The sequence below is a fragment of the Cupriavidus sp. GW821-FHT02F09 genome, from assembly GCF_059421605.1.
Window position 1 is genome coordinate 56,447 of sequence record NZ_JBWKVH010000004.1, and the last position, 15,584, is coordinate 72,030.

A 15,584-nucleotide genomic window follows, 5' to 3' on the forward strand; every position below is an offset into this window, starting at 1 on the left:
CCCCCCTGAGCGAACCGCGTGCCACGTGCAGATCAGCAACATTTTCCCTGCCCCCCGCCGTAGCGGGCCTCCTGCCGTTCGCGAAAGAACGCCTCGTAGGTCATGGGCTCGCGGTCGGGATGGGTGGCCTCCATGTGCGCCACATAGGTCTGGTAATCCGGCAAACCCACCATCAGGCGCAGGGACTGGCCCAGGTAGCGTCCCATGGTTCCAAGTTGCTCAAGCATGATGGATCTCCTGTTTCCAAATCCAATTCCAATCCCGACATCGGGTGAGCGCTGGCCGGTGGCCAGCGCACGCACTCAATGCTGTGCCGAAGCCGAAGCCGGCATCGGTTCAAACGGGGTTTCGCGGTCGGTCGGCCGGTTTTCCGCGCGGGCCTTCATCGCGGTCTTGAAACCGTAGAACACGATCGACAGCACCACGAACATGAACAGCGCGCACAGCCCGGCATCCAGGTAGTCGTTGAAGACGATGCGGTGCATCTGCTCCATCGACTTGGCCGGGGCCAGTACCTTGCCCTGGGCGATGGCGTCGCTGAACTTGGCCGCGTGGGTCAGGAAGCTGACCTTGGGATCGGCGTCGAACAGCTTTTGCCAGCCGGCGGTCAGCGTGCAGATCAGTAGCCAGATGGTGGGCACCAGGGTGACCCAGGCGTATTGCCCGCGCTTCATCTTCACCAGCACGCAGGTACCGAGCACCAGCGCCACCGCGGCCAGCATCTGGTTGGAGATGCCGAACAGCGGCCACAGCGTGTTGATGCCGCCAAGCGGGTCAACCACGCCCTGGTACAGGAAGTAGCCCCAGAACGATACGGTCAGCGCGGTGGCGATCAGGTTAGCCGGCAGCGAGTCGGTGCGGCGGAACGAGGGCACGAAGCTGCCCAGCAGGTCCTGCAGCATGAAGCGCCCGGCGCGGGTGCCCGCGTCCACCGCGGTCAGGATGAACAGCGCCTCGAACAGGATGGCAAAGTGGTACCAGAAGGCCATCATGGCCTGGCCGCCCACCACCTGGTGCAGGATGTGGGCAATCCCCACCGCCAGCGTCGGTGCGCCGCCGGCGCGCGAGATGATGGAGTTCTCGCCAACGTCCTTGGCAGTCTGGATCAGCACATCCGGCGTGATCACGAAGCCCCAGCCCGACACCACCTGGGCCACCGATTCCGGCGAGGTGCCGATCACGGCTGCCGGGCTGTTCATGGCGAAGTACACACCCGGCTCGATTACCGAGGCCGCGACCAGCGCCATGATGGCCACGAACGATTCGGCCAGCATCGCGCCGTAACCGATAAAGCGCATATGCGCTTCGCTCTCAAGCAGCTTGGGCGTGGTGCCCGAGGAGATCAGCGCGTGGAAGCCCGACACCGCGCCGCAGGCGATGGTGATGAAGAGGAACGGGAACAGGTTGCCCGACCACACCGGGCCGCCGCCCTTGGCGAACTGGGTGAACGCCGGCATCTTCAACTCCGGCGCCACGATCAGGATGCCGATGGCCAGCGCGATGATGGTGCCGATCTTCAGGAAAGTGGAGAGATAGTCGCGCGGGGCCAGCAGCAGCCACACCGGCAGCACGGCAGCGATAAAGCCGTAGATGATCAGCATCCACGTCAGCGCCTTGCCGTCGTACGTAAACAACGGTGCCAGCACCGCGCTTTCATGCACGTACTGGCCACCGATGATGGCCAGCATCAGCAGCACGAAGCCGATCACCGACACCTCGCCGATGCGGCCCGGGCGGATATAGCGCGTGTAGATGCCCATGAAGAGGGCGATAGGAATCGTCACCCCCACCGTGAACGTGCCCCAGGGCGAATCCGCCAGCGCCTTCACCACGATCAGTGCCAGCACCGCCAGGATGATGATCATGATCATGAAGCAGCCGAACAACGCGATCATGCCTGGCACCGTGCCCATCTCGGACTTGATCAGGTCGCCCAGCGAGCGGCCGTCGCGGCGCGTGGAGATGAACAGCACCATGAAGTCCTGCACTGCCCCGGCAAACACCACGCCCGCCAGGATCCACAGCATGCCGGGCATATAGCCCATCTGCGCGGCCAGCACGGGACCCACCAGCGGGCCGGCGCCGGCAATGGCGGCGAAGTGGTGGCCGAACAGCACGGCCTTGTTGGTCGGCACGTAGTCCAGCCCGTCGTTATGGCGCCAGGCCGGCGTCATGCGCTTGGGGTCGAGCTGCATCACCTTCTCGGCGATGAACTTGCTGTAGTAGCGGTAGGCGATCAGATAGATACAGATCGCGGCGACCACGATCCACAAGGCACTGACGGCTTCGCCGCGAGACAGTGCAACGGTGGCAAAGGCGAAGGCGCCAAGGATGGCGACGGCCAGCCACACCAGGTGTTGCCCGATGCGATTCATGATGAGGGTCTCCTCAGACCATTTTTAGGAATGCCGGCGGCGGCAGGTGCCGGAAGCAAGGGGGGCGCCTGGGCGGCGTCCCCTGGTGGCGGCGGGCGGAGGGGTGGGTGGCGGGATGGTCCCTGCCATGTCTCCGTCGACGCCCGGTATGTCTCGCAAGATCCGGATCTGGTCGTCGCAGGCGGGCGATGCAAACAGCATAGACGCTAGCCGCACCCACTGCGCAGGACGCGTGCATTACGCCGCTTGAGCGGCGCGCGTGCGTCTGGCGTGTAGTATTGACACCCGTCCCTGGCGGCACAAGCGCGGAACTACGCAGCGATGCTGCGTGTTACTACGTAGATCGACGCTCGCATGCCGCTTGCGCGTCATCCGTGTTTACCCCGGTCCCGATGAAACTCCGTCAGAAAATCCTGTTATTGGCCGTCGCGCCGCTCGCCGTGGCCATGTTCGGCATCGCGCTGGCCGTGCGCTACCAAGCCACCCAGCTGGCAAGCCACGAGCGCGCCCTGGTCGAGGCGGCCTACCTGCAGAGCAAGGAAGCCGAGCTGCGTCACTACGTAGAACTGGCGCAAAGCGCGATCGCGCCGATGGTGCGCTCGGGCCACAACGATGCGGCCACCCGTGACGCCGCCATGCAGGCCCTGGCGCGCCTGGACTACGGCCCCGACGGCTATTTTTTCCTCTATGACCTGCAAGGCCGCAATCTGATGCACCCGCGCCAGCCCGAGCTGGTCGGACAGGATTTATGGAGCCTGCGGGACCCGCAGGGCGCGCTCACCATCCAGAAGCTGATCGCCGCGGCCCGCTCCGGCGGTGGGTCGGTGCGCTATATGTGGAGAAAACCCTCCTCGCAGCAACTGGCCCCCAAGCTGGGTTACGTGGTCGCCGTGCCGGCGTGGAACTGGATGCTGGGCACCGGCATCTATCTCGACGACGTGGAGCGCACCCTGCGCCAGCTCGATGCGCGGGCGGAGACCGATATTCGCGAGACCATGGCGTGGATCGGCGTGATTGCTGCGATCAGCATCCTGCTGGTGGCCGCCAGCGGCCTGGCGCTCAATGTGAGCGAGCACCGCGAGGCCGACGCCAAGCTGCGGCAGCTGGCGCAGCGCGTGGTGCAGTCGCAGGAAGAGGAACGCGCGCGGCTGTCGCGCGAGTTGCACGATGGCATCAGCCAGTTGCTGGTGTCGGTCAAGCTGCTGCTGGAGACGGCCGCCAACCGCCTGCGCATGGCCCCGGACCAGGGCCAGTCGGTGGCGCCCGTGCTTGGCACGGCGCTGGTCCGCCTGGATACGGTCTTCAATGAGGTGCGCCGGGTGGCGCGCAACCTGCGGCCTGCCCTGCTTGATGACCTTGGCCTGTTCGCCGCGCTGGAGCACCTGGCACGCGAGATGCAGGAAGGCAGCGGGCTGCAGATTTCCGTGTCGCACACGGGCAAGCCGCGCGAACTCGCTGACGAGCAGGCCACAGCCCTCTATCGCATCGCCCAGGAAGCGCTGACCAATGTGGAGCGGCATGCGCATGCGCGCCATGTCACGCTGGGGCTGGCGTTCGATGCCAACGCTACCCGGCTGACCGTGCAGGATGACGGCGCCGGCTTCGACGTGGCGCGAATGCAGCTCGATCCGAAGCGCGGCATCGGCCTGCGCAACCTGCGCGAGCGCATCGCCGCGCTGGGCGGCGAGTTCGATATCGTCTCCGGCCCGGGCTCGACCCGGCTGAGCGCGGCGGTGCCGGTGGTGCCGGCGCAGTCGGCCACACGCCACAACCCGGATTCGCCGGATTCGCCAGATTCACAAGGAAACCTCCGCTCATGACCCCCGCCCCCGCCCGCGTCCTGTTGATCGACGACCACGCGCTGGTGCGCGACGGCATGCGCATGCGCCTTAGCCTGCAACCCGAGCTCACGGTGGTGGGCGAGGCCGACGACGGCGAGGCGGCGCTGGCCTGGCTGGCGCGGGCCAGCGCCGAGCACATGCCTGAACTGGTCATCACCGATATCGGCATGCGAGGCATGGGCGGCATCGCGCTGGCCGCCGCGCTGCATGAGGACTATCCGGAGCTGGCCGTGCTGATCGTGTCGATGCACGACAACCTCGAATACGTGCGCCAGGCGATCCGAGCCGGCGCGCGCGGCTATGTGCTCAAGGATGCACCCGCCGACGAGCTAATGGCCGCGATTGCCGCGGTGCTGGCCGGCCGCGTCTTCTACAGCGCCCGCATTGCCCGCAGCATGGCCGAGCAAACCCCGGCCGCCGGGCCGCTCGATGCGCTTACCCCGCGCGAGCGCGACATCTTCAACTGCATCGGCCGCGGCCAGGCCAACAAGGACATTGCCGCCGCGCTGGGCGTGTCGGTACGCACCATCGAGACCCACCGGCTCAACCTGCGGCGCAAGCTGGGCATCGAAGGCCGCGCGGAGCTGGTGAAGTTCGCCGTGGAGCAAGGGAGCACGGAGGGTGGCCCGACCGGCTCCCAATGAAAAAAGCCCACTCCAGTTGACGGAGTGGGCTTTAGCGCTTGCTGACGAAGCTGGATCTGCGTTGTCGCGCGCCCCTCTCCCGCGCGCGGGAGAGGGGCTGGGGGAGAGGGCGGGCGCTCGTCATGCCTGCGTGCTGGAGAACACCACGGGCTTCGCTTCAAGTGGCTCCTAGCTAAGCCACCCCTCTCCCCGGCCCTCTCCCCCTGAGGGGATAGGGAGCGACAGCCGTCGTCGTGGCGCCTGGCTTTGGCCTTCGGTGGATGTGCCTGTTATTTAGGCAGCCAGACGCTTGGCCAGCGCGGCCTTGGCATCCACCAGGGCTTGCGGCAGGTTGTGCTTGAGTTGCGTGAACAGCTCCTCATGCAGCTCCAGTTCCTTCTGCCAGGCGGCGTGGTCGATCGAGGTGACCTGCTCGAACTGCTGCTTGGTGAAATCCAGGCCTTCCCAGTTCAGGTCCTCGAAGCTGGGCGAGGTGCCGAACACGTGGTCGGTGCCCTTGCCTCGGCCTTCGACGCGGTCGATCATCCACGACAGCACGCGCATGTTCTCGCCAAAGCCCGGCCACACGAAGTTGCCGGCCTCATCCTTGCGGAACCAGTTGACGCAGTAGATGCCCGGCAGCTTGGCGCCGGACGCTTCCAGCTTCTTGCCCAGCGCCAGCCAGTGGCCGAAGTAGTCGCTCATGTTGTAGCCGCAGAACGGCAGCATGGCGAACGGGTCGCGGCGCACCACGCCTTGCTGGCCAGCAGCGGCGGCGGTGGTTTCCGAGCCCATGGTGGCGGCCATGTAGACGCCTTCGGTCCAGTTGCGCGCCTCGGTCACCAGCGGCACGGTGGTGGAGCGGCGGCCGCCGAAGATGAACGCATCGATGGCGACGCCAGCCGGGTTGTCCCAGTTATCGTCGATCGACGGGCACTGCACTGCCGGGGCGGTGAAGCGGGCGTTCGGGTGGGCAGCCTTGGCGCCGGTTTCCTTGGCGATGGCCGGGGTCCAGTCCTTGCCCTGCCAGTCGATCAGGTGCGCCGGGGCTTCCTTGCTCATGCCTTCCCACCACACGTCGCCGTCATCGGTCAGCGCCACGTTGGTGAAGATGACGTTTTCCTTCAGGGTAGCCATCGCGTTGAAGTTGGTCTTCTCGCTGGTGCCCGGGGCCACGCCGAAGTAGCCGGCTTCCGGGTTGATGGCGTACAGGCGGCCGTCCTGGCCCGGCTTGATCCAGGCGATGTCGTCGCCGATGGTGGTGACCTTCCAGCCTTCGAAGCCCTTGGGCGGGATCAGCATGGCGAAGTTGGTCTTGCCGCAAGCCGACGGGAACGCGGCGGCCACGTGGTATTTCTTGCCTTCCGGCGAGGTCACGCCCAGGATCAGCATGTGCTCGGCCAGCCAGCCCTCGTCGCGGCCCATGGTGGAGGCAATGCGCAGTGCGAAGCACTTCTTGCCCAGCAGGGCGTTGCCGCCGTAGCCCGAGCCATACGACCAGATTTCGCGCGTTTCCGGGAAATGGACGATGTACTTGGTCGGGTTGCACGGCCAGGCCACATCTTTCTCGCCGGCAGCCAGCGGCTTGCCCACGGTGTGCACGCACGGCACGAACTCGCCATCGGTGCCCAGCACGTCGAACACGGCGCGGCCCATGCGGGTCATGATGCGCATGTTGACGGCAACGTACGGCGAATCCGACAGCTCCACGCCGATGTGGGCGATCGGCGAGCCCAGCGGGCCCATCGAGAACGGCACCACGTACAGCGTGCGGCCGCGCATGCAGCCGTCGAACAGGCCGGACAGCGTCTGGCGCATTTCAGCCGGGGCGGTCCAGTTGTTGGTGGCGCCGGCGTCTTCCTTCTTCTGCGAGCAGATGAAGGTGCGGTCTTCCACACGCGCCACGTCGGACGGATCGGACAGCGCCAGGAACGAATTCTTGCGCTTGGCCGGGTTCAGGCGCTTCATGGTGCCGGCGGCGACCATCTGCTCGCACAGGCGGTCGTACTCTTGCTGCGAGCCGTCGCACCAGTAGATATTGTCGGGTTTGGCGAGGGCCGCGAACTCGGCCACCCAGGCGACCAGCTTCTGGTGCTTGACCCAGGCCGGTACGTTGAGTGCGGGCGTGCCCTGCATGGCGGGGTGGTTCATACTGCTACTCCAAAGCGTAAAGGAAATCTTGCAAAGCCAGGCCGGTTGCCGCGGTCGGGAGACGGCTGGCAGCGCCCCATGACCTGGGCAGACCGCGGCAATTCGCCGCTGGTTCCGCACCGGGCCGCATAGGGCGGCTCTGACCAGGATCGTCACATCCCGTTACAACTGCACAGCGACCGGAACTGCGCAAAAGGTCGCGACAGGCCCCGCGGCTGCGCTACAGTGGCGCTTCGCCTGTGGCAGGGCCGGGCAGGCTTTGTCCGGCGCGGCCCGGGTGACGGGAGCAAGGCTCGACCGACAATCTGGGGCGGCACCGGAACCGGCAAGGATACCACCGCCGCTCGCCGCTGTTTTTTGCTCCGCAGCAATGTTTGTGCGCGATTCCGGGCCATGCCGTATTGTCTCGTTTGCCTGTCCGTCGGCTCACTTTCGCGTCGCGCGGGATTGTTCCCGCCGCGTTGCGCACTCGGTGCGGTGTCGGGCGGCAGATGCTAAAACTATAACGTTGATGGGTGCGCGGCAATGTGGGTGTGCGCACCTTGCGATAGCCAAAATAGAGTTTCCGATGAAGATTGCCGTACTCGACGATTATCAGGATGCCGTTCGCAAGCTGTCGTGCTTCAGCCTGCTCGATGGCCATGACGTCAAGGTGTTCAACAACACTGTCAAGGGCGTTGGCCAGCTGGCGGCACGCCTGTCCGACGTGGAAGCCGTGGTGCTTATCCGCGAACGGTCGCGCATCACCCGGCAACTGCTGGAAAAACTCCCCAAGCTCAAGATCATCAGCCAGACCGGGCGCGTTGGCGGCCATGTGGATGTCGAGGCCTGTACGGAACGCGGCGTGGCGGTGCTGGAAGGCGCGGGCTCGCCCGTGGCCCCGGCCGAGCTCACCTGGGCCCTGATCATGGCGGCCCAGCGCCGCATTCCCCAGTATGTGGCCAGCCTCAAGCATGGCGCCTGGCAGCAGTCCGGGCTCAAGTCCACCACCATGCCGCCCAACTTCGGCCTGGGCCAGGTGCTGCGCGGGCAGACGCTCGGGATCTGGGGCTACGGCAAGATCGGCAAGCTGCTGGCGGGCTACGGCCGTGCCTTCGGCATGAATGTGCTGGTATGGGGACGCGAGAACTCGCAGAACGCCGCGCGCGCGGACGGCTTGGCCGTGGCCGGGTCGCAGGAGCAATTGTTTACCGACAGCGACGTGCTGTCGCTGCACCTGCGCCTGAGTGACGAGACCCGTGGGCTGGTCAAGCTGGCCGACTTCTCCCGCATGAAGCCCACCGCGCTGTTCGTCAACACCAGCCGCGCCGAGCTGGTCGAGGAAAACGCCCTGCTGGCCGCGCTCAACCGTGGACGCCCCGGCATGGCGGCGGTCGATGTGTTCGAGTCCGAGCCCATCCTGCAGGGCCACGCCCTGCTGCGCATGGAAAACTGCATCTGCACGCCGCACCTGGGCTATGTCGAACGCGAAAGCTATGAGATGTACTTCCGCATCGCCTTCCAGAACATACTCGATGTGCTGAGCGGCAAGCATGACAGCATCGCCAATCCCAAGGCGCTGACGCCGGCGCTGTCGCGCTAAGCGCTAGCCCGCAGGCGAGCGCCCCGCCGGCCTCCCTGCCGGCGAGTGCGCTACGCTCAACGCGAACCGGGCAAAACCGCTACACTCGGACTTCGCGCGCGGCCTCTGGCCGCGTTTTTCGTCCTCCGCACCTCCTTCTCCGCCCCCGTCGCCATGGATCCCAGGCTCGTGATGCTGTGCCTTGGCAATTTTGTCATCGGTACCGGCGCGATGATCGTCACCGGCATGCTCAATGACATTGCCGGCGATTTCCAGCTTGGAGCCGGCACCGCGGGCCAGTTGATCTCCGTGTTTGCGCTGGCGACCTGCGTCGGCGCGCCCTTGTTCGCCACGCTCGGCTCGCGCATCGACCGCCGGCTGCTGCTGGCGGGCTCATTGCTGGTCTATGCCGCGATGCACCTGGCCGCGGCCTTTGCGCCGAGCTTTGCCAGCCTGATGGCGATCCGCTTGCTGAGCGCGATCGGCGCGGCCATCTTCACCCCGCAAGCCGCCGCCACCCTGCCGTTGCTAGTCAACGCGCAGACGCGCGGGCGCGCCATCAGCTTTGTTTTCCTGGGCTGGAGCGTGGCCAGCGTGGTGGGCGTGCCAATGGGGACGTGGATCGCCAGCACGCTGGGCTGGCGCTTCAGCATGGGGCTGGTGGGTTTGCTGGCGCTGGGCGCATCGGTGGGCGTGTGGCGGGCCTTGCCGGCGCGGCTGTATGTGGAACCGGTGGGCCGGGCGGCCTGGGGTGCGGTGCTGCGGCACACGCCGATGGTGCTGGTGGTGGCCACCACCATGATCCAGTCGGCCGGGATGTTCACGCTGTTTACTTATATTGCCCCGCTGCTGCGCGACGTGCATGGTATCAGCGGCGGCACGCTCAGCCTGATGTTCCTGGCTTACGGCGCCTGCGGCGTCAGCGGCAATGTGCTGGCGGCGTCGCGCATGGACCGGGCCACGCCCGCGCGCATCGTTCAGGCCGCCATGCTGACCTCGCTGGCGGCCATGCTGCTGTGGCCACTGGCGACACTGGGGCCGGTGGCGCTGGTGCTCATCTTCATGCTGTGGGGTGTCGGCGGCTTTGCCACCAACAGCGCGCAGCAGGCGCGGCTGGTAGCGCTGGCGCCGGAGCGCGCGGCGGTATCGATCTCGCTCAACTCGTCTTCCATCTACCTCGGCCAGGCCCTGGGCGCGATGGGCGGCGCGGCGATCTACGCAACCGCCGGCGCCGACTCCCTGCACTGGGGTGCGGCAGTGCTGATGCTGCTGGCGCTGGTGGTGTCGCAGCGCGCTCGGGTGCTGGGGCAGCGCTGGTGCCTGCGCGAGACGGCGCGGCAGCAGGCCTGAGCCAACCGGCTCATCGACCCACTGGACAAAGCAGACAAAGCGAACAATGCCGCCAGCCGTGCGGCGCCGCACACGTGGCAGCCGCTTGATACCTCTGTTTGGAAAATCCCGGCGCTAAGATAAAGGACACAGGATCAAGGAGACGGCATGAGCACATCCAACGGCATGCGCCTCATCGCCATCAGCGTCGGCAAGGCGGGCCCGCTCGTCGTGGCGGCGGTGGGCACCGAGGCGGTGGTGATGTCCGGCATCCGCAAGCATCCGCTCAGCACCTTGCTGCACCCGCTGTCGGTGGCGGTGCGTCCGCTGGGGCTGGCGGGTGACGAACAGGCCGACCTGAGCGTGCACGGTGGCCTGGACAAGGCGGTCTACGCCTACCCGGCCGAACACTACGCCTGGTGGAACGCGCGCCGCCGGGAAGCACGGCTGCCCGAGGCCGAGAAGCCGCTCGTGCCAGGCGCCATGGGCGAAAACCTGACCCTGGAGGGCGTGCTCGAGACTGATCTGTGGGTGGGGGATCTGCTGCGCATTGGCGACGTAGTGCTCCAGGTGGAGTCGCCGCGCCAGCCCTGCTACAAGTTCAACGCCGTGATGGGCTACCGGCATGCGATCAAGCATATGGTGCAAAGCGGTTATTCCGGCATTTACCTGAGCGTAGTCACCCCCGGCGATCTCCAGGCCGGCGCCGCGGTGATCATCAAGCCGGGACCGCGCGATGTGTCGATAGAAAGCATCAACGCGCGGCAACGCAATGGCCGCCAGATCCTGCTTTTCTGATAATGTTTGGCTCTCGATACAAGCAAGTATCCCTTCGCGCTGTAATAGTTTGTAATGGCGCGGATTGCATGGGTACTGGCCTTCAACGCCCTTGATCCTGTACTACTAGCGGTTTTCCGCGGCGCGGCACCGGCTTCCCAGAAGGCCGGGCCACGGGGGAGCGGGCGCATTTTGCGCGCACTGTCAGAGAGTCCTCACATGAAAACGAACGGGATCGACCAGGCCAAGGGCTTCGTCGACGCTAAGTGGAGTCCTTCCACGGGTACCGGCAAGGGGGTGTCGCCCTGGTTGCTCGGCGCGGTCTTGATTGCGCTGGCTGCTGGCGGATGGTTCGGCTGGCGTGCCTGGACGGCGCCCAAGCCGGCGGCCAAGGCGCCGCCTGTGGTGGTGGTGGCCACTGCGGTGGTGCAGCAGGGCGACGTGCCGCTGCGGGTGACGGCCAACGGCACAGTGAGCGCGCTCGCCACGGTGGAGATCCGCCCGCAAGTGTCCAGCACCGTGCGCACCGTGCATATCAAGGAAGGCCAGACGGTCAAGCCGGGCGACCTGCTCTTCACGCTCGACACCCGCATGGACGAGGCCAACCTCGCCAAGGCCCAGGCCCAGCTGATGCGCGACCAGGCCGACCTTTCCGATGCCCGCCGCACGCTGGTGCGCAGCAATGAATTGCTGCAGCGCAACTTCATCTCCAAGAGCGCGGTGGATACGGCCCAGGCCAAGGTCGACGGCTTCGAGGCCACCCTGCGCGCCGACCAGGCCGCCATCGAGGCCAGCCGCGTGGCGGTCAGCTACGGCGCCATCCGCGCCACCATCGGCGGGCGCACCGGCGTGATCAACATGTTCCCCGGCTCGCTGGTGATGCCCAACAGCGCCCTGCCGATGGTCACCATCGCCCAGGTGCAGCCGATTGCCGTCACCTTCACCCTGCCCGAGCGCCAGCTCGCCGCGCTGCGCGAGGCGCTGCACGCCGGCCCTGTTGCCGTGACCGCGCTGCCCAACGACGGCAGCAAGACCCCCGTGACCGGCAAGATCAGCTTTGTGGATAACACGGTGGACCCGCAGTACGGCAGCATCCGCATCAAGGCGCAGTTCGACAACGACGAGCAGCGCCTGTGGCCCGGGACGTATGCCAACGTGGACGCCGTGGTGCAGACCTTGAAGAACGCGCTGTCGGTGCCGCCGCAGGCGGTGGTGACGGGGCCGGAAGGCCGCTTTGTCTACGCGGTGCAGGCGGACAACCGCGTCAAGCCGATGCCGGTGAAGGTGCAGGTCTCCACCGCCAGCGCCGCCGTGATCGACGGCGTGCCGCCCGGCACGCGCGTGGTGGTGGAAGGCGCGCAGAACCTGCGCGCCGGCAGCATGGTGCGGGAAGCGACGCCCGCGGCCAAGGCTGGCGCGGCAAGCGCTGCCGCCGCCGATGCTAACGCCAATGCCAAGCATTGAGCCCAGGGCACTGACACCATGACCCTGTCCGAGCTTTGTATCCGCCGCCCGGTGATGACGATCCTGCTGTGCTTGGCAGTGATCGTCACCGGCATTGCGCTCTACCCCACCATCCCGATCGCGGCGTTGCCGTCGTTCAACTCGCCGGTGATCCAGGTCACGGCCACCTTGCCCGGGGCCAGCCCCGAGACCATGGCGGCCTCGGTGGCGACCCAGCTGGAAAAGCAGTTCGCCACCATTCCCGGCGTGTCGGTGATCAGCTCGTCGAACACGCTCGGCAACTCCAGCATCACCATCGAGTTCAACAACGACCGCGACATCGACGCCGCGGCCGTGGACGTGCAGGCGGCGCTGTTCCGCGCGCAGCGCGCGCTACCGATCGAGATGACGGTGCCGCCGTCGTACCGCAAGGTCAACCCGGCCGATGCGCCGGTGCTGCTGCTGGCGATCAACTCGCCGGCCATGAGCCTGGCCGAGCTCAACGCCTTCGGCGACAACCTGATCTCGCCTAGCCTGGCCACCTTGCCAGGCGTGGCGCAGGTGCAGGTATTCGGGCAAAAGCGTTTCGCCGTGCGCGTGCGCGCCCACCCGGACGCGCTTGCCGCGCGCGGCCTCACGCTGGATGAGCTGGCCACGGCGCTGAACCGTGCCAACGCCAATACACCGGTCGGCACGCTGGACGGCGCGCGCCAGACGCTCACCATCCAGGCCAACCGCCAGCTTGCCAGCGCCGACGCGTTCCGCAACATCATCGTGGCCAGCCAGCCCAGCGGCGCGCTGGTGCGGCTGTCTGACGTGGCCGATGTGGAAGACAGCGTCGAGACCATCAAGACCGGCAGCTGGCTCAACAACGAGCGCTCGATCGTGCTGGCCGTGCTGCGCCAGCCGGATGCCAATACGGTGGCGGTGGTGGACGCCATCAAGAACGCGCTGCCGCGCCTGATCCAGCAGATGCCGGATTCGGTCAACGTGGCGGTGGTCAACGACCGCTCGCAGTCGATCCGCGAATCCATCCACGATGTGCAGTTCACGCTGGCCCTGACCGTCGGGCTGGTGGTGATGGTGATTTTCCTGTTCCTGCGCCGCGCCGCCGCCACGCTGATTCCGACCGTGTCGCTGCCCATCTCGCTGATCGGCACGGTGGCGCTGATGAAGGCCTTCGGCTACAGCCTGGACAATGTGTCGCTGCTGGCCATCACGCTCGCCGTGGGTTTGGTGGTGGACGACGCCATTGTGATGCTGGAAAACATCGTGCGCCATATCGAGGAGGGCGTGCCGCCGCTCAAGGCCGCGCTGGTCGGCTCGCGCGAGATGGGTTTCACCATCCTCTCGATCTCGATCTCGCTGGTGGCGGTGTTCATCCCCATCTTCTTCATGCCAGGCGTGATCGGCTTGCTGTTCCACGAGTTCGCGGCGGTGGTGTCGCTGGCCATTCTGGTATCGGCGCTGGTGTCGCTCACGCTGATCCCGATGCTGTGCGCGCGCTTCCTGTCGGCCGAGAACGTGCCGATCGACGAGTCGCAACATGCCTATGGCGACCACGCGGATGCCGGCCACGCGCCGGCCATCGTGCAGAAGCAGACCATCGGGCTGCGCTCCACCCAGTGGTTCGAGAACCTGTTCGAATTCACGCTCCACCGCTATGCGCGCGGGCTTGACTGGTGCCTGGCGCACCGCAAGTCGGTGCTGGCGGTGGCCGGCCTGACCTTCGTGCTGACCGCGGTGCTGTTCGTGATGATTCCCAAGGGCTTCTTCCCGGAAGAAGACATCGGGCAGATCCAGGTCAATGCCGAAGGCCCGCAGGATATTTCCTTCGACGCCATGGCCGAGCGCCTGCGCGATGCGGCCGAGCGCATGCGCAAGAACCCGGCGGTGCGCAGCATCGTGATCTCGATCGGTGGTGGGCCCTCCCCCGCCATCAACACGGGCCGCATGTTCATCGAGCTCAAGCCGCTGGGCGAGCGCCCCAAGATGGCCAAGGTGGTCGAGTCCCTGCGCAAGGACGTCTCGGGCATCGCCGGCCTGGCGGTCTACTTCTCGCCGGTGCAGAACCTGCGCCTGGGCGGGCGCCAGAGCAAGAGCCGCTACCAGTACACGCTGCAAAGCGTGAAGGCCGGCCAGTTGCAGGAGTACTCCGACAAGCTGATGGGCAAGATGCGCGCCGATCCGCTGTTCCGCGATGTCACCAGCGATTCGCAGCAGTCGGGCCTGGAAGCGCAGCTGTCGATTGACCGCGACAAGGCCAACGCGCTGGGCGTGCAGATCCAGGACGTGCGCCAGGCGCTGTACTCCGCCTTTGGCGAGCGCCAGGTGTCGACCATCTACACGCCGATCGACAACTACTACGTGATCCTGCAGGCGGCCGACATTGACCGTGCCGACGAGACCGCGTTCTCCAAGATCTACGTGCGCAGCAAGACCGGGCAGATGGTGCCGATCTCCGCCTTCGCTACTACCGAGCGCCGGGTCGGGCCGATTGCCGTGAACCACCAGGGCCAGCTGCCCTCGGTGACGGTGTCGTTCAACCTCGCGCCGGGCGCGGCGCTGGGCGCGGCCTCCGCCAAGATCGATGGCTACAAGCAAGAGATCGCCATGCCGGGTTCGATCTTCACGAGCTGGGGCGGCGATGCGGCGGTGTTCCAGTCGTCCCAGGCTACGCAGGTGCTGCTGCTGGTGGCGGCGCTCGCGGTGATCTACACGCTGCTGGGCGTGCTGTACGAGAGCTACATCCATCCGCTGACCATCCTGGCCGGCCTGCCGTCGGCGGCCGTCGGCGCGTTGCTGACGCTCTTTATCTTCGACGTGGAGCTGTCTCTGATCGCCACCATCGGCGTGCTGATGCTGATCGGCATCGTCAAGAAGAACGCCATCATGATGATCGACTTCGCGCTGGCGGCGCAGCGCGAGCAGGGCATGGCCCCGGCGCGCGCGATCCGGCAGGCCTGCCTGCTGCGCTTTCGCCCGATCATGATGACGACCTTCGCCGCCGTGATGGGCGCGCTGCCGCTGGCGCTTGGCCTGGGCGCGGGCGCCGAGCTGCGCCAGCCGCTGGGCCTGGCGGTGGTGGGCGGCCTGCTGTTCTCGCAGGTGATCACGCTGTTCATCACGCCGGTGATCTATCTGGCGCTCGATCGGTTCTCGGGCACCGGCCCGCTGCAGATCGACGAACAAGGCAATCGCCTGCCGGCCTTGGTGGGCGGGGAGGCCGCGCACTGAGCGTGCTGCCGTAGCCAATCGCGACGCCTCGGGGGCGGTGCCGTATCGGTCGGCACCGCCCTTTTTGTTTCGGCTTCGTTGCGGCATTGCCACGACTCGCGGCGCTTCGTGCGCAGGAGCATGGATTGTGGTGATCCATGCTTTACAAATGGTTACTTATTGATAATAATTCGCATTCTCAATAATGCGTGACCGGGTTCGCCGAGCCACGCCTGACCACGCGAGCGAGCCACAGTTTTCGCACTAG

Annotated in this window: 10 protein-coding genes; 7 read left to right on the forward strand and 3 right to left on the reverse strand. The window is 66.4% G+C overall.

Going from position 1 to position 15,584, the window contains the following annotated elements:
• Positions 1-32: 32 nt before the first annotated feature.
• Positions 33-227, reverse strand: coding sequence for a YbdD/YjiX family protein (locus AC07XB_RS06235; protein WP_006162283.1), 195 nt, complete (start codon positions 225-227; stop codon positions 33-35).
• A gap of 75 nt (positions 228-302) precedes the next feature.
• Complete coding sequence (locus tag AC07XB_RS06240) at positions 303-2,375, reverse strand: carbon starvation CstA family protein (RefSeq protein WP_183035997.1); 2,073 nt, start codon at positions 2,373-2,375, stop codon at positions 303-305.
• 392 nt (positions 2,376-2,767) lie between these two features.
• On the opposite strand from AC07XB_RS06240, the gene AC07XB_RS06245 reads away from it, so the two are divergent.
• On the forward strand, positions 2,768-4,195 hold the full coding sequence (locus AC07XB_RS06245; protein WP_492827600.1) for a cache domain-containing protein: 1,428 nt from the start codon (positions 2,768-2,770) through the stop codon (positions 4,193-4,195).
• Entirely contained in the window at positions 4,192-4,860 is a 669-nt protein-coding gene (locus AC07XB_RS06250) for a response regulator (RefSeq protein ID WP_492387246.1), read from the forward strand. The genes AC07XB_RS06245 and AC07XB_RS06250 overlap by 4 nt, the downstream gene beginning before the upstream one ends.
• Positions 4,861-5,133: 273 nt before the next feature.
• Here the strand turns inward: AC07XB_RS06250 and AC07XB_RS06255 are convergent, their stop codons facing one another.
• Positions 5,134-6,990 (reverse strand): phosphoenolpyruvate carboxykinase (GTP), encoded by a 1,857-nt coding sequence (locus AC07XB_RS06255; protein WP_492375464.1) that lies wholly within the window; start codon positions 6,988-6,990, stop codon positions 5,134-5,136.
• A gap of 568 nt (positions 6,991-7,558) precedes the next feature.
• On the opposite strand from AC07XB_RS06255, the gene AC07XB_RS06260 reads away from it, so the two are divergent.
• From AC07XB_RS06260 to AC07XB_RS06280, 5 genes are all read left to right on the forward strand, one after another.
• Positions 7,559-8,572: a D-2-hydroxyacid dehydrogenase family protein gene (locus tag AC07XB_RS06260; protein WP_492809212.1), complete on the forward strand. Its 1,014-nt coding sequence runs from the start codon at positions 7,559-7,561 to the stop codon at positions 8,570-8,572.
• 153 nt (positions 8,573-8,725) lie between these two features.
• The gene (locus AC07XB_RS06265) at positions 8,726-9,901 is read left to right on the forward strand and encodes an MFS transporter (RefSeq protein ID WP_492827598.1); all 1,176 of its coding nucleotides are present in this window, start codon (positions 8,726-8,728) and stop codon (positions 9,899-9,901) included.
• A gap of 147 nt (positions 9,902-10,048) precedes the next feature.
• On the forward strand, positions 10,049-10,678 hold the full coding sequence (locus AC07XB_RS06270; protein ID WP_492375461.1) for an MOSC domain-containing protein: 630 nt from the start codon (positions 10,049-10,051) through the stop codon (positions 10,676-10,678).
• A gap of 198 nt (positions 10,679-10,876) precedes the next feature.
• On the forward strand, positions 10,877-12,121 hold the full coding sequence (locus AC07XB_RS06275) for an efflux RND transporter periplasmic adaptor subunit (RefSeq protein WP_492375460.1): 1,245 nt from the start codon (positions 10,877-10,879) through the stop codon (positions 12,119-12,121).
• Positions 12,122-12,139: 18 nt separating this feature from the next.
• A complete protein-coding gene (locus AC07XB_RS06280; RefSeq protein WP_492827597.1) occupies positions 12,140-15,337 on the forward strand; it encodes an efflux RND transporter permease subunit in 3,198 nt (1,065 codons plus the stop codon).
• Positions 15,338-15,584: the final 247 nt, after the last annotated feature.